Origin of the sequence: Paracoccus sp. IB05 (assembly GCF_016405985.1) — a bacterium.
Classification (GTDB): Bacteria; Pseudomonadota; Alphaproteobacteria; order Rhodobacterales; family Rhodobacteraceae; genus Pseudogemmobacter.
In genome coordinates this window covers 70,369-87,964 of record NZ_JAEFCF010000002.1, presented here as the reverse complement: position 1 = coordinate 87,964, position 17,596 = coordinate 70,369, and the positions used below count along the sequence as shown (strand labels likewise).

Below are 17,596 nucleotides of genomic sequence, written 5' to 3'. Positions count from 1 at the left end.
AACCGCCCTTGCCCACCGCTCTTTCCTGAGGGACCCATGACCGGATCTGTCTCACTTTTGCGCCCCGAGCTGGCTGCGCTCAGCCCCTATAATGCCGGGCTGACGCCGGCGGCAGTCGCGTCACGCCCCGGTGTGACACGGGTGGCAAAGCTGGGGTCGAATGAAAATCCCGCCGGCCCGGCACCCGGGGTGATTGCGGCCGTACGTGAAGCGGCGGGTCGCATCGGGGCCTATCCCGATCCGGAGGGGCGCGATCTGATCGCCGCGCTGGCCGCGTTTCACGGGCTCGATCCCCCGCATTTCACGCTTGGAAACGGCTCTGAGGATCTGCTGGCAGTGCTGGCCCGCGCGGTTCTGCGGCCCGGGGACGAGGTGGTGACGCTGTTTCCCTCCTTCCCGCTGCATGAGGATTATGCGCAGACCATGGGCGCGAAAGTCACGCGAATCGGGCTGACCGCTGCGGGAGAGATCGACCTGCCGGCCTTGCTCGCGGCCGTGTCGAGGCCGGTACGCCTTGTGCTTTTCGCCAATCCGATGAACCCGGCCGGCCTCTGGCTTGATGCGGACGGGCTGCGGTCGGTGCTTGCGGCTGTTCATCCCGACGCGATCACCTGTCTGGATGAGGCCTATCACGAATATGCCTCGGCCCCCGGTGACGGGCCGGATTATGCCAGCGGCGCGCCCTGGCTTGCCACCCATCCCGGCCCGCTGGTGATCCTGCGGACCTTCTCCAAGGCCTGGGGTCTTGCGGGTCTGCGGATTGGCTATGCCATGACCAACTCAGCAGACCTGAAGCGCGGCTTTGATCTTGCCCGCACGCCATTCAATACGAATCTCCTGGCGCAGGTCGCGGCAAGGTCCGCGCTGGATCATACCGCGTCGATGCACCAGGCCGTTGGCCTCGCTGTGCAGGAACGCGACCGTATGGCAAAGGCGCTGCGGTCACTGGAACTGCGGGTCCTGGCCTCGCGCGGCAATTTTCTCTTTGTCGATTGCGGGCGGCCTGCCGGTCAGGTTGCTGAGGGGCTGCTGGATCGCGGTATCATCGTAAAGCCCTGGAAACAGAAGGGTTACGAGAACTGGCTGCGGGTTTCGACCGGGACTGCGGAAGATGGAGACCAGGTGCTGGCGGCGCTTGGCGCGCTGCTTGCCTGACTGCCCTTGCCCGGGTGCGGCCAGCTGCTGAAAGATGAGACAGCCGCGCTGTGGCTTCAGGGCGGCGTGGAATTCGGCCAGCCTTGTCCCGGCATCCCCCTTACCCGGATCTTCATAGGATGTTTCTATGCGCAACAAAGCGTTGAGCAAAGCAGCCCCCCGCTGCCGCGCGCTCGAAGTGGCCCGCTTCGTCGTATTCCTCTACCGACCAGGCCGTCTGTGCCAGCTGCGCGGTCTCGGGGGCGCGCGTGACACTGGTACCGGCAGCAAAACAGAAGACATAATGTGCAGGTAATGCGATCTGGTCATGAAAGCTTCTCTCTCCGCGTTGCACCCGATCCCGCCCGGCACCCTTTTCCGGCGCGCCACAGCCGGCTGAAGAGACCTTAAGCTAAACACCTTTCACAAAAGTTGACGCGTTTTTTGCCAGACCGGACCGCCAATGACCCTGGCGACGTTGAGATTCTGTAAAGCTGTGCCGCGCAGAATGGGGGCTGTCCCAGGTGCAGGAAAGCGATTCCGATGTTGCCTTTTTTATCAGCAAATGTGCCGGCCGATCTCCAGACGGTGCCGGCTCCCATTGCCGGGATTGGCCAGGATGCCGAGCCGGTCGGGTCCGGCTGGCTGACCCCCAATGTTGCCGTGGCGAAATTCATAAAGCCTGAAAAGCCCGCCTCGGCAGTTTTCCTGTCAGACCCTCCGATTGCCGAACCCGACCTGATGTCGGCGCGTCGTCTTTATGCGGACGGTCGCGAGGTCAGAGCCGCCAGTCTCTTCATGCCGGGCGAGGATCATGAGAGGATCGTCAGCGCGACCATCGCGGCTGATGTCGATGCGGCAGCGCTTTCGGCCGTAGCACGCCATGCGGTATCGGGCGGCAACGCTTCGGTTTCGACATTTAATGGCGCGGTGGTCCGGAACAGAAAGGCCAGGTCAAAAAGCGGGGCGGCCAGGCCGGGCGACATTGTCGCGGTGTTGTTGGGCGACAATTCCAGCATCGTGAACCAGCGCGATACCGGGGCCCGTGCGCAGGTCAGTCTTCAGGTCCGGATCGCGACGGTCTCTCGCAGCATCAGCGAGGATCCCGGCAACGGCCTGAGCGCCAGCACCGGCGACTTTACTGCGCCCCAGAGGAGCGGCGGCAGTTGCCTCGGCAGCGGCTGCGGTTTTGGCGATTTCAACCGCCTGCCGGATGCATGGTCGCAAAACAGGTTTGCTGCCATTCTCTCAGCGCCGGACCTGACGACGCGATCGGGTGAAGCCGCGAAATTTCCTGCCGGCGGGCGATTACTCTTTCCGGTTCGGGCCTATAGCAATCTGGATGCCTGTCAGCCTGAGCCAATCGGGGTAAAGCTGGAGTTCGTGCAGACGGCCCAGATCAGGCCGGAACCCGCCAGCAATATGCGCGATACCGACCGTGCCGGCGCCGGCAATGCCGATGCGCCCGCGCTGAACCAGAGGAGCGCAACCACCACGTCCGGGCCGGGCAGCGGGATCGAACAGGCGGTGACCGGAAAAATGATCCGCAGAATCAGGCCCGGTACCAGGATCAGCTTACGCAGCCGCCGTGGCGGCTTCAGTCTGCAGTAAGGTGGGATGGATCATGTGGAAACCGCTGGACCTCGCCTTTGCAGTACTGGCCAGATATGCCAACCCGCGGCTTACGGAGCTATCGGAACGCCAGGTGGGCGAAGCGGTCGGGGCAATGCTGCCCTGTCGCGTCGCTCCGGGCAGCCACCATCTCGACGACGCCAATCGCGACGGGACCCGCAATTTCCTTGCCACGCCGGGATTGAGCCCCCAGGACGTCCTGGTTTTCTTGGTGCCAACCGCCCGCAGGACTGTAACGGCGGGATGCCGGAAAGAAATGCGGCCTTTGCCCGCGTCCCGCCCCGCGCGCCTGGACCTTGTCGCTGATGTGGGTTTGCCGGGATCCGGGATGCTTTCGGGTCAGGGCATTATCAGGGTCGTCCGCATGCTCTCCGCGATATCCATCTGCAGGGCCCGGTGGAGGGAGATAAGCTGCGTAAATGCCCGCAACCTGGCACAAATGATCGCAGGCCCGGAGGGTGTTATGCCCCCAACCAGGGGCAGCCGATATATCTCTGCCCCGCAGAAAGCCTTGATGGCGCTGGCAATTCCGGGGGATGTGTTATGACCTGGCGCCCCTTGCAAAGATTTCTCACCCGCTCAGATGCTGCGGTGACGGCGGAATTCGTGATTGTCTTTCCACTCGTGCTGGCGCTGATTTTCCTTATCGTCTTTATCAGCATGTATATTTCTGCAGCCAGCGATCTGCAGCAGGTCGTGCATGAGCTTGCCCGTTATTCCTACCGCTATGCAGGCCGGCCCGAAGCGAACCAGCTCTGCGCGACCCTTGAACGCGACGCGGTCCCAATTCTCGTCAATGCCAGCCTGCTTCTGCATCCCGAGAATTTCACGCTTATCTCGTGCAGTCCGCCTCAGGGCCCGGACAGGATTATTGTCATCACAGCCAGCTATGATTTCGCGGGCAGTTTCGTGCAATCCGTTGGCCGGACGCTGGGGCTGAGCATCGGAACAATCAGCCGGCAGTCGCTGTTCATCCCGTGACCCGCTTCACAGCACCCTGTGACAGGGTCAGGCCAGGACCGCGCGCAGCGCTGATGCATATGCCGCCGCAACCGGGGCGCGCAAAATATGTTCTCCGCCCTGCACCACATGAGCGCCAAAAGCCCAGACATCGGCGACCTTCAGGTCGCGACCAAAGATCCAGCGATCGACGATTTGCCCCGTGGCAAAACCCGAGCCCAGCGGGTCTGTCAGAGCCACAAGATCCGCATCTGCACCCGGCGCGATCTGCGGCTCCGGAACTGACAGGGCCTGCGCCCCTCCCTTTAATGCCGCTGCAAACAGGGCAGTCCCCACAGAGCCGCCAGGGGTCATAACATTGCGTGCCCGCGAGGCCAGTCTTTGCGAGTATTCCAGCTGCTTCAGCTCCCCCGCGACAGTGATCTCGACATTGCTGTCAGTGCCGATCCCCCAGGCCCCCCCCGCGGTCAGATAGTCCGATCCCGGAAAGATCCCATCGCCCAGATTGGCCTCGGTCAGCGGGCAAAGTCCAACAACCGCACCTGAAGCCGCAATCGCACTGGTCTCGGCCCTGGTCAGATGTGTCGCGTGAATAAGGCACCAGGAGGGATCAACCGGCGCCTGTGCCAGCAGATATTCCACCGGGCGCGCGCCGCAAAAGCCAAGGCAATCCTCAACTTCCTTCACCTGTTCAGCGATATGGATATGGAAGGGGCGATCCGGAAAATCGGCCGCCAGCCGCCGGATTTCAGCCATGTTCGCCGCGCGCAGGCTATGTGGCGCGATCCCCACCCGATCCTGCTCGCGTCTCAGGGGGGCGCAATGTTCAACCAGATGCGCGAAGGCGTCATAGCTGTGCAGAAAGCGCCGCTGCCCGTCACCCGCCGGGGTCGGGCCAAAGCCCCCATGCGCGTAAAAGACCGGCAGATGTGTCAGCGCGATTCCGGTATCCCGAGCCGCCGCGAAGATACGGCCCGACATCTCGGCCGGATCGGCATAGGGGCGGCCATCCGGCGCATGATGCAGGTAGTGGAACTCTCCCAGCCTTGTATAGCCCGCCTCGAGCATCTCGACACAGGCCATGGCTGCGATGGCCTGCATCTGATCCGGTGTCAGGCTGAGGGCGAAACGGTACATCATCTCGCGCCAGGTCCAGAAACTGTCCGGACCGGCGCCCCGAAGTTCCGTTAGCCCCGAAAACCCTCGCTGAAACGCATGGCTGTGGAGGTTGGGCATGCCGGGCAACAGAATCCCGGCACAGTGATCGCCTGGCCGCGCCGCCACCTGGCTTTCGACCGATACGATACGACCTGCCGCTGTCGTCAGCCGGACATCCTCGGTCCAGCCGCCCGGCAGCAACGCCTGTTTTGCATGGATCGCCATTCACCCCTCCTGCCCGATCCGAGAATCCGCTTCCCTTTTTATCTCTTTATGTATATACCTGAAAGAGATCCAGGGGAAGGGAAAAGCCCATAACGGCCCCGCCCTTTGCACAGGGAGACACAGATGGGCGCCACGCTCTACACCAATGCGCGGATCGTCACCTGCGACGGCGAGGTTGCGCGCGAGCCTGACCCCGGCGCGCTCGAGCTGGAAGTGACCGGCACCCGCATCACTGCGCTTGGCCGGGCGCTGCCGCGTGACGGGCGGCGGATCGTCGATTGTGGCGGGCGGTTGCTGACGCCGGCACCGATTGACTGCCACACGCATCTGGTCTTCGGCGGCGACCGCGCCAATGAATTCGAGATGCGGCTCGACGGGGTTCCTTACGAAGAGATCGCGCGCCAGGGCGGCGGGATCAAAGCCTCGATGGCGGCCACCCGCGCCCTGTCCGTCGAGGCGCTGGTCACGGCCAGCCTGCCGCGCCTCGATCATCTGCTGGCCGAGGGGGTCTCAACTGTCGAGATCAAATCCGGCTATGGCCTGTCGGTCGGGGCCGAGCTGAACATGCTGCGTGCCGCGCGGCGGCTGGGGCAGATCCGGCCGGTGCGGATCAGGACGACCTGGCTCGCCGCCCATGCCCTTCCGCCCGAATATGCGGGCAGGGCCGGTGCCTATATTGACGAGGTCGCGATTGGCGGGCTGAAGGCCGCCTTTGCCGAAGGGCTGGTTGATGCCGTCGACGCCTTTTGCGAGGGGATTGCCTTCAGTCAGGCCGAGTTAGAGCCGCTTTTTGATGCAGCCCGCGCCCTCGACTTGCCGGTTAAGATTCATTCGGAACAGCTCAGCCATCAGGGCGGCACCGCTTTAGCCGCGCGCTACAATGCCCTTTCCGCCGACCATCTGGAACATGCGACGGCGGAAGATGCGCGGCTTATGGCGGAATCGGGCATGGTGGCCACCTTGCTGCCGGGTGCCTTTTACATGTTGCGCGAAACGGTGATGCCGCCGGTCCAGGCTTTTCGCGACCATGGCGTCCCGATGGCGCTTTCGACCGATTGCAATCCGGGCACTTCACCGCTGACCTCGATCCTGATGGTCATGAATATGGGCGCGACGCTGTTCCGCCTCACCGTCGCCGAATGCCTGCTGGCGGTGACCGCCAATGCCGCAAGCGCGCTTGGTCTGAGCGCCGAGACCGGGCGCCTCAGACCCGGGCTTTCCGCCGATCTGGCGCTTTGGGATGTCACGCGCCCCGCGCAGCTGGTGGCGCGGATCGGCTTTAACCCGCTTCACGCCCGCATCTTCCAGGGAGACCTGCAATGACCGAGACCCTCATCCCCCAAAGCCTGATTCCGGGCGCGGTGCCGCTCTCCCTCCTGCGCCGGATCTGGTGGGACGGGATCACCCCCCGCCTCGATCTGGTCGCCGATGCCGGCATCAAACGCGCGGCTGCGCGGATCGCCGAAGTCGCCGCCGGCAATGAGGCGGTCTACGGCGTCAATACGGGCTTTGGCAAACTGGCCTCGATCCGCATTGAGGCCCGCGATGTCGCCACGCTGCAAAGGAACCTGATCCTGTCGCATTGCTGTGGGGTAGGTGCGCCTTTGACCGAGCCCGTGGTGCGGCTGATCATGACGCTGAAACTGATGTCGCTGGGGCGCGGAGCCTCGGGTACGCGGCCCGAAGTTGTGGCCCTTTTAGGCTCTATGCTGGCTGAAAACGTGATTCCGGTGATCCCTGAAAAGGGTTCGGTCGGGGCCTCGGGCGATCTGGCGCCGCTGGCGCATATGGCCGCGGTGATGATCGGCGAGGGTGAGGCGTTTTACCGGGGCACCCGCCTTTCCGGCGCCGAGGCCCTCGCCCGTGCCGGGCTGAGACCGGTCACGCTTGCCGCGAAAGAGGGGCTTGCCCTGATCAACGGCACGCAAGTGTCGACCGCGCTCGCGCTGGCGGGGCTCTTCCGGGCCGAGCGCGCGCTTCGGGCCGCGATCATCACCGGCGCGCTGTCGACCGATGCCGCGATGGGATCGACCGCGCCTTTTGCCGCGGAAATCCACACGCTGCGCGGCCATCAGGGCCAGATCGATGTCGCCCGTGCGCTGCGCGAATTGCTTGAAGGCAGTCAGATCCGCAACAGCCATGTCGAGGGGGATGAACGGGTGCAGGACCCCTATTGCATCCGCTGTCATCCCCAGGTCGCGGGTGCCGCGCTTGATGTGCTGCGCCAGGCGGCGCGGACGCTAGAGATCGAGGCCAATGCCGCCACCGACAACCCGCTGATCCTTTCGGATGGCCAGGTGGTCTCGGGCGGCAATTTCCACGCGGAACCGGTGGCCTTCGCCGCCGATATGATCGCGCTGACCGTGGCCGAGATCGGTGCAATCGCGCAGCGCCGCGTCGCATTGCTGGTTGACCCCGCGCTGTCTTACGGGCTGCCGGGCTTTCTGACGCCAAAGCCGGGGCTGAATTCCGGCATGATGATCGCCGAAGTCACAACCGCCGCTTTGATGAGCGAAAACAAGCAGATGGCACATCCGGCGAGCGTCGATTCCACCCCCACCTCCGCCAATCAGGAGGATCACGTCTCGATGGCCTGCCACGGCGCGCGCAGGTTGCTCGCCATGACGCAGAACCTGTTCTGGATCATCGGCACCGAGGCGATGATCGCAGCCCAGGGCGTGCATCTGCGCGGGCCGCTGAAATCCTCTCCCCGGCTTGAAGCCGCAATCGAGGCGATCCGGGCGCGCATTCCGGTGCTTGAAACCGACCGATTCATGGGAACCGATATGGAGGCGGCGGGCGAGCTGATCGCCACCGGCGCGCTCGACCTTGCCGGGGCCGGCCTCTTGCCGGAGGTGGGCTGATGGACCCGTTCACCCTCCGGCAGGGCAACAGCCCGATCATTCTCGGCTTTCCCCATGCCGGGTTTTCCTACCCGCATGAGGTTGGTCAGCGCCTGAATGACGAGGGTCGGCTCAGCCGCGATACCGACTGGCATATTCAGCATCTCTATTTCGATCTGATCCCGGGTCTGACCACGATCACCGGCAATCATTCGCGCTATGTGATTGATCTGAACCGTGATCCTGATGGCAACAGCCTCTATCCCGGCAAGACCACAACCGGGCTTATCCCCGAGACCACCTTTGACAACACCCCGATCTGGCGCGAAGGGGCCGGTCCGACCGCCACCGACACCGCCCATTGGCTGGAAACCGTGCATCGCCCCTATCACGCCGCGCTTCAGGCTGAAATCACCCGGGTGAAGGCGCTGCATGGCGTGGCGATTGTCTATGACTGCCACTCGATCCGGTCGCAAATCCCCTGGCTTTTCGAGGGCGTTCTGCCCGATCTGAACATCGGCACCGATGGCGGCGTGACCTGTGCGCCGGAACTTGAGGCGGCAGTGGTCGATATCGCCCGGGCCTCGGGCCATTCCTGGGTGCAGAACGGGCGCTTTCGCGGCGGCTGGACCACGCGGCATTATGGCGAGCCCGCGTCAGGCGTTCACGCGATCCAGATGGAGCTGGCGCAAAGCAGCTATCTCGCGACCGAAACGCCCCCCTTCGCAACGGATCCGCAGAAAGCCGCCCATTTGCGTCTCACCCTGGCACAAATACTCAAAAAACTTGCCGAACTCGCGCCCGCTTTGGCCAATCGCTGAGAGGTTCCCGCCATGACCATGACCCGCCACAACACCCGCGACATCTACCCGCCGACCGGGCCGGAGATCAGCTGCAAGACCTGGGGCGCCGAAGCCGCGCTGCGCATGCTGATGAACAACCTGCATCCCGATGTGGCCGAGAACCCGCATGAGCTGGTGGTCTATGGCGGCATTGGGCGGGCGGCCCGCAGCTGGGAGGATTTCGACCTGATCGTCGACGCGCTGCGCGATCTGGAAGCGGATGAGACGCTGCTGGTGCAGTCGGGCAAGCCGGTTTCCATCGTGCGTACCCATCCGGACGCGCCGCGCGTGCTGATCGCGAATTCCAACCTCGTCCCCCGCTGGGCCACCTGGGAGCATTTCAACGAGCTCGATCGCAAGGGCCTGATGATGTATGGCCAGATGACGGCCGGATCCTGGATCTATATCGGCGCGCAGGGCATCGTTCAGGGCACCTATGAGACCTTTGCCGAGATGGGGCGCCAGCATTACAAGGGCGATCTGACCGGCAAATGGGTGCTGACCGGCGGGCTTGGCGGTATGGGCGGCGCACAGCCGCTGGCGGCGGTTTTCGCGGGCGCCTCCTGCCTTGCGGTCGAGGTGGATGAGACGCGGATCGATTTCCGCATCCGCACGAAATATGTCGATGCGAAAGCGCGGACGCTGGACGAGGCGCTGGCCCTGATCGCGGACTGGACGGCGAAGGGCGAGGCGAAATCGGTGGGTCTTCTGGGCAATGCCGCCGAGATCTTCCCCGAACTGCTGCGCCGCCAGCTGGCCGGGGAGGCGCTGCCGAATGGTGGCCCCGATATCGTGACCGACCAGACTTCGGCCCATGATCCCGTGCATGGCTATTGCCCCGCCGGCTGGAGCGTTGGCGAATGGCGTGCGCGGCAGGAAAGCGATCCGGCAGGCGTCGGGCGCGCCGCGCGGGCCTCGATGCGGGCCCATGTCGAGGCAATGGTCGGTTTCCATGATGCCGGTGTGCCCACGGTCGACTATGGCAATAATATCAGGCAGATGGCCAAAGAAGAAGGTTTTGAGCGTGCCTTCGCCTTCCCCGGTTTCGTCCCCGCCTGTATCAGGCCTTTGTTCTGCGAAGGTATCGGCCCCTTCCGCTGGGCGGCGCTTTCGGGCGACCCCGAGGATATCGCCAAAACCGATGCGGCGATGAAGCGCCTCTTCCCCGAGAACACGCACCTGCATCGCTGGCTGGATATGGCGTCTGAGCGGATCGCATTTCAGGGCCTCCCCGCCCGGATCTGCTGGATCGGCCTTGGCGACCGGCATCGCGCCGGGCTGATGTTCAACGAAATGGTGGCCAGCGGTGAGCTGAAGGCGCCCATCGTGATCGGGCGCGACCATCTTGACAGCGGCTCGGTCGCCAGCCCGAACCGCGAGACAGAAGGCATGATGGATGGCTCGGACGCCGTCTCTGACTGGCCGCTGCTGAATGCGCTGACCAATACGGCTTCGGGCGCGACCTGGGTGTCGATCCATCACGGCGGTGGCGTGGGAATGGGGTTCAGCCAGCATGCGGGCGTGGTCATCGTCGCTGACGGCACGCCCGAGGCCGCGAAACGGCTGGAGCGCGTGTTGTGGAATGATCCGGCCTCGGGCGTGATGCGCCATGCCGATGCCGGGTATGAGCTGGCGAAAGACTGCGCCCGCCTGCATGGTCTGCGCCTGCCCGGCATATTGAAGTGAGGGGCGTTTACCCCGCTGAAGGCCGGATTTTCCGGCCCTGGAAGAATGGCGGCGGGCAGACGGCGGAGATCGCCATTTCGCCGGTTTCCGCCGGGTCAGAGACGTTTTTCTGGCGCGTCTCCACCGCCTGGGTGGCATCTGACGGTCCGTTTTCCGAATTTCCCGGCATCGACCGCGTGCTCACCGTGATCGAAGGCGGGCCGATGGTGCTGACCACACCAGACGGGGCGCGGCAGCTCGATGAAAGCAGCCCCCCCTTCGCCTTTGCGGGTGAGGCCCCGGTTTCGGCGCGACTGCTGGGCCCCGCGCTCCTCGATTTCAACGTAATGTGTCGCCGCCCGCTGGCGGCCAGCGTCAGCAAGGGCGCGCTGCCGGAAGAACATGCCTTCGACCTTGCCCTGCTGCTGGCGCCCGGGGGCGGATTGCAGCGGCTCGACCTTGTCGATTTCACGCAGCAGCCGGGTCTGATCCGCGCCCTGGCCGGAACCCTGGCCATCGCGGTCCGCTTTACTCAGGCAGGACGGGAGTCTTCGGCGCGCGGCTCGAACTGAGCCATCAACTGGTGGCGCTCTCCGGGGTAACTTTGCCGCACCAGCGTCACCCATTGGCCTGAGAGTTCCGTCCGCCGTGTCAGCTCCAGACAGGCCTCGCCTGCGGGCAATCGCAGATCCCGCGCCAGCGCCTCCGAGGCATTGACCGCCCGGATCCGGTTTTCCGCCGAGGTCCAGGGGATCTCCAGCCGCAGCCAGTGGCCCGGCGCCTCATGGCTGAAATCCTGGTCCAGCGCGGCCGGAGCGGCTGTGGGATTGATGATCCGCTCTTCCAGACAAAAGGGCAGATCGCCCGCGAAATGCAGCCCGCGCAGCGCCAGAACCGGCGCCGCAGCGTCAGAAATCCGCGCTTCACGCATCTCGCCTTCCACCGCAGGGCGCAGCGCCCGTGACATCAGCTGGAACCGCCAGGCCAGGCCGAGCGCCCGCACTTCGGCCTCGATATCGGTGATCTCCATCACCGCAGATTGCGCGCGCGGCTGCGCGACAAAGGTGCCCAGCTTGCGTCGCCGCACCAGATAGCCCTCGCGCGTCAGTTGCGTCAGCACCTTGTTCATCGTCATCCGCGAGACGCCATGCGCCTCGGCCAGATCGGTCTCGAACGGCAGCTGAAAACCCGGCGGCCATTCCTGGCTGACGATGAAACCATGAAATTTCGTCAGCAGCGTCTCATGCAGACTGCGTGCTTTCTCTGGCTTCATCGGGGGACTGTCCATTGGGCGCATAACCCTTCTTAGGCAGAGACGGCGCGCGCGTCCATGGTGCGGCTCATGCCGGTGTCACGACCCAGCCGAAGGGCGGCAGATCGCCGGTCTGAAGAGCGGTCAGATTGGCGCGGAAAAGCCGGGCGCCAAGCCGGAGCCGCGCCTCACCGCCCTCGATCTGTGCCGCAATGACCGGCTGCCCGGCGCTGGCCGCGAGTTCACGCAGCAAAACCGCAACCGGCCAGGAGCCATCGCCAAGGCCACGCGGGCCGAAAAGCGCCGCAGGGGTCCAGACCGCAGGCGCGAAAGGTGCGAGCGCCGTCGCCATGCCAAGGGTCCAGGCCGCGCCGAACGCCGCCCGGTGGCGGGGGTCGTCATCGGTCATTGCCACGCGCCCGCCCTCGGGGTTCGGAATGGTGCGCGAACCATAGGGGTTCTGCCGCATCGCAATGGTTGACGGTCCGATCCGGTATTCCGCCGCCCCGATGATCGCACGGGCCGAGCGCGCGATATGCGGCACCGCCTCCAGCGTCTCCATCACTGCGAGATCGTCGGAGGCGTGGACGATCGGACAAAAGCCATGACTGATGAAATCGAGCCCGGCAGGCGGGCGTTTGCGGTTCAGCTCGGGGAAGAAGCTGGCCATGCCGCCGCCAAGTTTGATGCCGGGAAAGGCGCGGGCGGCGGCGGCATGGATCTCGTCCAGCGGCGGGCAATCGGGCCAGGCCGACCCCGGCGGCGTCGATTGGCGGTCAACCGAGGGGCAGACGAAAACCGACGCCACAGCCAGGCCCGATGCGCCAAGATCCCTGGCATGCGAGGTGAGTTCCGGCGCGGGATCGCCGCGGAAACGGCAGATCAGTTCCAGATCATAAAGCGCCGCCGGGTAAGCAACCTGCAAAGCGGCAAAAGCGGCGAGCTGACCTGAAACCGGTTCGGGGAGCGTCGCATCGACATGGGCGAGAACGCGTTGCGGCGCGACCAGAGCCAGCATCTGAGCAGCCTCGGGGTTGCGCGCCTCGTCCGGGGTCACGACCAGCGCCAGATCCGGGAAGACGGTGCCCGCCGGGATCACAGCCGGCCTGGCTCTGGCGGCAATGCCCGCGCCGCTCCAGCGGAGCGTGACCGACTGACGCAGCCTATCGGCGCCGGTCAACTGATAGGGCCAGGGCAGGGCCAGCGGGCGGTTATAGGTCTTGTAAGAGGCATCGCCCCATTGGCGCTGATCCTCCATTTCGAACGTATCGCCCGCAAAAGCGCAGCTGATCGTCAGCCCATTTGCCTCATGTTCCAGTTGGGCGATGTCCATGAAGGGTTGCCATGGTTCGATCAGATCAGGAAAGCGGCTGTGGTCCACCGACCCGTCGCTATGGGTCACCCTGACCGGCGCATCGGCGACCCCGGTGATCGGATGCAACACGGTAAAACCGGTCCGATTCGTCTCGAACATGCCTGAAATTCTCGATTCAGCAGCAAAGGTGAGGCTGGTCGCGCCGATGGTCAACGAAAGGCTCACATGCTGTTCCGCGCCGTTCGAGCGGAAGATCATCGGGAAGCGGAGCAGCAGGTCACCCCCCCTGGTTTCACGCCCCACCGCGCCGATCTCAGGGCGCACCGTGCCCCAGTCACGGTCGCGCACCAGAAAGGCGATCTGGCGAATGATTTCGGTGCCGCCGACGCGGATATGGCGAAGGGCGCCATCCTGAAACCCGAGGCTGACATCGACATGGCGGATGACTTCCGCCTCAACCACCGGCTCGGCCGTACCATAAAGCGCAAGGGCGCCCATCACAGGGACCCCGGATCAACCGAGCGGCCTTCAGCGGCGGAAAGGTAAGCGGCCTCGACCAGGGCAAAGGTCTCAAGATTGTCAGCGCCCGAGGTTTCCGGCTGGCGACCTTCGCGCAGACAATCCACGAAATGCTGTTGGATGATCAGCACGCTCTCCTGGATATTGTGCCAGGGACGTTCTGCCCAGGGCAGAAGCGGCGGGCTGACATCCTGGGTCTTCGATCCGCCATCGCGCTGGATCGTCAGCTTGTATCCGGCATCAAGGCGCAGGGTGCCCTCGGTCCCGTCAATCTCGATCAGACTTTCGGGGAAGGTCTCGGGGAAGCGTTTGGTCGCGTAGGAACAATCCACCACCGAGGTCACGCCCGATTTGTGCAAAAGCTGCATCGTGGCGACATCTTCGCCTTTGATCTTGGGATTGACCCGCCGCGTGGTCGCCGCGATCCGGGCCACATCACCGAACAAAGCGCGCGCAATGTCGAGGATATGGATCCCGAGATCTTCGATGATGAACCGCTCACCTTCGGCCAGGTAAGGCTGGCCCGAGAATACATCATAGCCCGAGCGGAAGGAGACGCGGCCAAAGAACGGCTCGCCGATCGCGCCCGCGCGCAACGCGTCGATCGTATGACGCACGGCGGATTGCCAGCGAAAATTCTCGTGGATCATCAATGTTTTGCCGGTCTCGGCCACGGCGGCAACCATGGCTTTCGCATCCGCGAGGGTCGGCGCAAAGGGCTTCTGGCAGATCACATGCACGCCAGCGTGGGCCGCCATTTCGACCAGCGCCCGGTGTGAGGCCACCGTGGTCGCGATATCGGCCAGGTCGAATCCGCCATCGGCAAACAGCTCTGCCGCGTCGGTATAGCGCCGCGCGATCCCGAATTCATCGCCCGCTGCCGCCAGCCGCGCCGGGTCGCGGTCACAGATCGCCACGACCTCGGCGCCTTCGATCCCCGCCCAGGCAAACAACTGGTTGCGGGCAAAGAAACCGGCGCCGATCAGCGCGATCTTCAGCGTCTGGGTCATGGTAGGCTCCTCCTCGATGCAACTGGTATAATGAGGTAACATGCCTTTGTCACGCGGCAAGCGGCGGCCCGCTCTTGCACCCGCGCGGTCCAGGTCTATCTGGCAGTAAGACGGGATTTCATGCCATAACTCTGTCGGATCGCAGCGCCGGAGAAGCACAGATGAGCCAGAACATTGTCACCATCGGCGATATTGCCATCGGCGGAAAGAACCCGATTGCGCTGATCTGCGGCCCCTGCCAGCTGGAAAGCCATGACCATGCGCGGATGATGGCCAACCTTATCCTTGAGGCCTGCGCGCCCACCGGCACGCGGTTCATCTTCAAGGCCAGCTATGACAAGGCAAACCGCTCTTCGCTGGGCGGCAAGCGCGGCCTCGGGATGGAAAAGGGGCTCGAGATCCTCGGGCTGATCCGCGACGAATTCGGCGTGCCGGTTCTGACCGATGTGCATGAGCCGGGCCATTGCGCACCTGCCGCCGAGGTTTGCGATGTGCTGCAGATCCCGGCTTTTCTCAGCCGTCAGACCGATCTTTTGCTGGCGGCGGGCGCCACGGGCAAAGCCGTGAATATCAAAAAGGGCCAGTTCCTTGCGCCCTGGGATATGGACAATGTCGCGGCCAAGGTCGCCTCGACCGGCAACCGCAATATCATGCTCTGCGAGCGCGGGACGTCCTTTGGCTATAACACACTGGTCACCGATTTTCGGGGCCTGCCGCGTATGGCCGAGACCGGCTGGCCGGTGATTTTCGACGCCACCCATTCGGTGCAGCAGCCGGGCGGGCAGGGGAATTCCTCGGGCGGGCAGCGCGAATATGTGCCGGTTCTGGCGCGGGCGGCTTGTGCCGTCGGGGTCTCGGGCCTCTTTATCGAGACGCATCAGGACCCCGATAATGCGCCCTCAGATGGGCCGAATATGGTGCCGGTCGATCAGCTGAAAGCCCTGATCGGCACGTTGCGCAGCTTTGACGCGCTGGCCAAAGGCCTGTGAGGGAACCCGCGATGGATACGGTCATCATCATCCCGGCACGCTATGCCTCGACCCGCTATCCGGCCAAGCCGCTGGCGCTGTTGAAGGGCGCAGGTGGCATAGGGCGCAGCCTGCTGGAGCGATCCGTTACTGCCGGTCGCCGCGCGGTTGAAGAGGCGGGCGGCGCTATCGGGCTTTATGTTGCGACCGATGATACGCGCATCGCGGAGGAAGCACAGCGGATCGGGGCCGAGGTGATCATGACCTCGGAGACAGCGCGGAACGGCACCGAGCGTGTGGCCGAGGCAGTGAAGAACGCCGGGCTCTCGCCCGAGATCGTGGTGAATTTACAAGGCGATGCGCCGCTGACGCCGCCGTCTTTCGTCACCGCGCTGATCCGGCATATGCGCGAGAAACCGGCCACCGGCATCGCCACGCCAATCCTGCGCTGCGACGCCGAAGCGGTGCAGAATTTCATCGCCGACCGCGCGGCGGGCCGGGTGGGCGCGACGACCGTGGTGGCGAACCGGCTGGGACAGGCGCTTTACTTCTCGAAAGAGGTGATCCCCTTTACCAATGGCAAAGGCGTGGTCGATGGTCAGGTGCCGGTCTTCCACCATGTCGGGCTTTACGCCTATCGCCCCGCCGCGCTGACCGCCTATGGCAGCTGGCAGCCTGGACCCCTTGAGACGCTGGAAGGGCTGGAACAGCTGCGTTTTCTGGAAAACGGCCATCCGGTCGATGTGGTCGAGGTCTCGGCCCCCGGCGCGAAATTCTGGGAGCTGAACAACCCCTCGGACGTGCCTTTGATCGAGGGCTATCTGAAGCAGATGGGCTGGGACTAAAGGCCCGAAGCAGTTGTCCCCGGACCCAAAGGCTCCGGGGACAAATCAGGTGGGGACAAATCAGATCAGACCGAAGCGTTCAGCGCCGCGATGATCGCATCGCCCATAGCGGCGGTGCCGATGGGCGATCCGCCCTCCGGGCCAAGAAGGTCAGCGGTGCGCAGCCCGTCGGCGAGCACTTTTTCAACCGCCTGTTCGACGCGGGTGGCCTCGTCGCCAAGATCAAAGCTGTAGCGCAGCGCCATCGCAAAGCTGAGGATACAGGCGATCGGGTTCGCCTTGCCCTGGCCCGCGATATCGGGGGCGGAACCATGCACCGGCTCATACATCGCTTTCGGGCGGCCATTGGCCATCGGCGCGCCGAGGCTGGCCGAGGGCAACATACCCAGGGAACCGGTCAGCATCGCGGCCAGATCCGACAGAAGATCGCCGAACAGGTTGTCGGTCACGATGACGTCGAACTGCTTCGGCCAGCGGGTCAGCTGCATCGCGCCGGCATCGGCATACATATGGCTGAGCTCGACATCCTGGTAATCGCGCTGATGCACCTCGGTCACCACATCGCGCCACAGGATGCCGGATTCCATCACATTGGCCTTCTCCATCGAGCAGACCTTGTTGCCCCGGCGCCGCGCCAGTTCAAAAGCCGATTTCGCGACACGGGCGATTTCGCTCTCGGTATAGCGCTGCGTATTGATGCCGACGCGCTCATTGCCCTCTTTGAAGATCCCGCGCGGTTCGCCGAAATAGACGCCGGAGGTCAGCTCGCGCACGATCATGATGTCGAGACCGGCCACCACGTCACGCTTCAGCGACGAGAAATCGGCCAGCGCGTCAAAGCATTGCGCCGGGCGCAGGTTGGAAAACAGGTCCATCTCTTTGCGAAGCCGCAGCAGGCCCCGCTCGGGCTTTACGCTGAAATCAAGCTTGTCATATTTCGGGCCGCCCACCGCGCCGAGCAGAACCGCATCCACCTCTTGCGCCTTTGCCATGGTCGCATCGGTCAGCGGCGTGCCATGCGCGTCATAGGCGCAGCCGCCCACCAGATCCTCCGAGACATCGAAATGGATGCCGCGGGCGGTGCCCATCCAGGAGATGACTTTTTTCACCTCATCCATGACTTCGGGGCCGATACCGTCACCGGCAAGGATCAGGAGGGAGGGGTTGGCCATCGGGGCGCTCCGTTTGAATGGGGTCGGCAGCGGGCTAGCCGATGCCTGACCCCTGG

General features: G+C 64.2%; 16 protein-coding genes. 10 read left to right on the top strand and 6 right to left on the bottom strand.

What is annotated here, in order from left to right:
• The first annotated feature begins 36 nt into the window (after positions 1-36).
• Positions 37-1,155: a histidinol-phosphate transaminase gene (hisC, locus tag JC607_RS01975; protein ID WP_198835269.1), complete on the top strand. Its 1,119-nt coding sequence runs from the start codon at positions 37-39 to the stop codon at positions 1,153-1,155.
• 791 nt (positions 1,156-1,946) lie between these two features.
• Here the strand turns inward: hisC and JC607_RS01970 are convergent.
• Positions 1,947-2,144: a hypothetical protein gene (locus JC607_RS01970; RefSeq protein ID WP_198835268.1), complete on the bottom strand. Its 198-nt coding sequence runs from the start codon at positions 2,142-2,144 to the stop codon at positions 1,947-1,949.
• Between JC607_RS01970 and JC607_RS01965 the strand changes: the two genes are divergently transcribed.
• Both JC607_RS01965 and JC607_RS01960 read left to right on the top strand, forming a co-directional pair.
• Positions 2,134-2,745 (top strand): hypothetical protein, encoded by a 612-nt coding sequence (locus JC607_RS01965; protein WP_198835267.1) that lies wholly within the window; start codon positions 2,134-2,136, stop codon positions 2,743-2,745. The two genes, JC607_RS01970 and JC607_RS01965, sit on opposite strands and share 11 nt — an antisense overlap.
• A 564-nt stretch (positions 2,746-3,309) precedes the next feature.
• Complete coding sequence (locus JC607_RS01960; protein ID WP_198835266.1) at positions 3,310-3,747, top strand: TadE/TadG family type IV pilus assembly protein; 438 nt, start codon at positions 3,310-3,312, stop codon at positions 3,745-3,747.
• A 27-nt stretch (positions 3,748-3,774) separates the two neighbouring features.
• Here JC607_RS01960 and JC607_RS01955 read toward each other — a convergent pair whose 3' ends face one another.
• The gene (locus tag JC607_RS01955; RefSeq protein WP_198835265.1) at positions 3,775-5,109 is read right to left on the bottom strand and encodes a formimidoylglutamate deiminase; all 1,335 of its coding nucleotides are present in this window, start codon (positions 5,107-5,109) and stop codon (positions 3,775-3,777) included.
• A gap of 123 nt (positions 5,110-5,232) precedes the next feature.
• Between JC607_RS01955 and hutI the strand changes: the two genes are divergently transcribed.
• The 5 genes from hutI to JC607_RS01930 are packed head-to-tail and all read left to right on the top strand — an operon-like array spanning position 5,233 to position 11,031.
• Entirely contained in the window at positions 5,233-6,432 is a 1,200-nt protein-coding gene (gene hutI, locus JC607_RS01950) for an imidazolonepropionase (protein ID WP_198835264.1), read from the top strand.
• Positions 6,429-7,973 carry a histidine ammonia-lyase gene (gene hutH / locus JC607_RS01945; protein ID WP_198835263.1) on the top strand — a complete coding sequence of 515 codons (1,545 nt, stop codon included), beginning with the start codon at positions 6,429-6,431 and terminating at the stop codon, positions 7,971-7,973. Before hutI ends, hutH begins: the two co-directional genes overlap by 4 nt.
• Entirely contained in the window at positions 7,973-8,773 is an 801-nt protein-coding gene (gene hutG / locus JC607_RS01940) for an N-formylglutamate deformylase (protein WP_198835262.1), read from the top strand. Before hutH ends, hutG begins: the two co-directional genes overlap by 1 nt.
• Before the next feature lie 12 nt (positions 8,774-8,785).
• Positions 8,786-10,480 (top strand): urocanate hydratase, encoded by a 1,695-nt coding sequence (gene hutU, locus JC607_RS01935; RefSeq protein WP_198835261.1) that lies wholly within the window; start codon positions 8,786-8,788, stop codon positions 10,478-10,480.
• On the top strand, positions 10,477-11,031 hold the full coding sequence (locus tag JC607_RS01930; protein ID WP_198835260.1) for a HutD family protein: 555 nt from the start codon (positions 10,477-10,479) through the stop codon (positions 11,029-11,031). Before hutU ends, JC607_RS01930 begins: the two co-directional genes overlap by 4 nt.
• On the opposite strand, the gene JC607_RS01925 is transcribed toward JC607_RS01930, so the two are convergent.
• The 3 genes from JC607_RS01925 to JC607_RS01915 all read right to left on the bottom strand — a co-directional run bounded on the left by JC607_RS01925 (position 10,992) and on the right by JC607_RS01915 (position 14,555).
• Positions 10,992-11,732, bottom strand: coding sequence for a UTRA domain-containing protein (locus JC607_RS01925; protein ID WP_198835259.1), 741 nt, complete (start codon positions 11,730-11,732; stop codon positions 10,992-10,994). The genes JC607_RS01930 and JC607_RS01925 overlap by 40 nt on opposite strands.
• Before the next feature lie 67 nt (positions 11,733-11,799).
• Entirely contained in the window at positions 11,800-13,524 is a 1,725-nt protein-coding gene (locus JC607_RS01920; RefSeq protein ID WP_233092559.1) for a hypothetical protein, read from the bottom strand.
• The gene (locus JC607_RS01915; protein WP_198835257.1) at positions 13,524-14,555 is read right to left on the bottom strand and encodes a Gfo/Idh/MocA family protein; all 1,032 of its coding nucleotides are present in this window, start codon (positions 14,553-14,555) and stop codon (positions 13,524-13,526) included. Before JC607_RS01915 ends, JC607_RS01920 begins: the two co-directional genes overlap by 1 nt.
• Positions 14,556-14,716: 161 nt before the next feature.
• Between JC607_RS01915 and kdsA the strand changes: the two genes are divergently transcribed.
• A complete protein-coding gene (gene kdsA / locus JC607_RS01910; protein WP_198835256.1) occupies positions 14,717-15,544 on the top strand; it encodes a 3-deoxy-8-phosphooctulonate synthase in 828 nt (275 codons plus the stop codon).
• Positions 15,545-15,555: 11 nt separating this feature from the next.
• Entirely contained in the window at positions 15,556-16,368 is an 813-nt protein-coding gene (locus tag JC607_RS01905) for a 3-deoxy-manno-octulosonate cytidylyltransferase (RefSeq protein ID WP_198835255.1), read from the top strand.
• Positions 16,369-16,433: 65 nt separating this feature from the next.
• On the opposite strand, the gene leuB is transcribed toward JC607_RS01905, so the two are convergent.
• Positions 16,434-17,540, bottom strand: coding sequence for a 3-isopropylmalate dehydrogenase (gene leuB / locus JC607_RS01900; RefSeq protein WP_198835254.1), 1,107 nt, complete (start codon positions 17,538-17,540; stop codon positions 16,434-16,436).
• Positions 17,541-17,596 lie beyond the last annotated feature (56 nt).

Coding starts and splice junctions, on each gene's coding strand:
- JC607_RS01925 (WP_198835259.1), bottom strand. CDS start 11,732: ATGAAGCCAGAGAAAGCACGCAGTCTGCATGAGACGCTGCTGACGAAA.
- JC607_RS01960 (WP_198835266.1), top strand. CDS start 3,310: ATGACCTGGCGCCCCTTGCAAAGATTTCTCACCCGCTCAGATGCTGCG.
- hutH (WP_198835263.1), top strand. CDS start 6,429: ATGACCGAGACCCTCATCCCCCAAAGCCTGATTCCGGGCGCGGTGCCG.
- hutI (WP_198835264.1), top strand. CDS start 5,233: ATGGGCGCCACGCTCTACACCAATGCGCGGATCGTCACCTGCGACGGC.
- JC607_RS01905 (WP_198835255.1), top strand. CDS start 15,556: ATGGATACGGTCATCATCATCCCGGCACGCTATGCCTCGACCCGCTAT.
- hutG (WP_198835262.1), top strand. CDS start 7,973: ATGGACCCGTTCACCCTCCGGCAGGGCAACAGCCCGATCATTCTCGGC.
- hutU (WP_198835261.1), top strand. CDS start 8,786: ATGACCATGACCCGCCACAACACCCGCGACATCTACCCGCCGACCGGG.
- hisC (WP_198835269.1), top strand. CDS start 37: ATGACCGGATCTGTCTCACTTTTGCGCCCCGAGCTGGCTGCGCTCAGC.
- kdsA (WP_198835256.1), top strand. CDS start 14,717: ATGAGCCAGAACATTGTCACCATCGGCGATATTGCCATCGGCGGAAAG.
- leuB (WP_198835254.1), bottom strand. CDS start 17,540: ATGGCCAACCCCTCCCTCCTGATCCTTGCCGGTGACGGTATCGGCCCC.
- JC607_RS01920 (WP_233092559.1), bottom strand. CDS start 13,524: ATGGGCGCCCTTGCGCTTTATGGTACGGCCGAGCCGGTGGTTGAGGCG.
- JC607_RS01955 (WP_198835265.1), bottom strand. CDS start 5,109: ATGGCGATCCATGCAAAACAGGCGTTGCTGCCGGGCGGCTGGACCGAG.
- JC607_RS01915 (WP_198835257.1), bottom strand. CDS start 14,555: ATGACCCAGACGCTGAAGATCGCGCTGATCGGCGCCGGTTTCTTTGCC.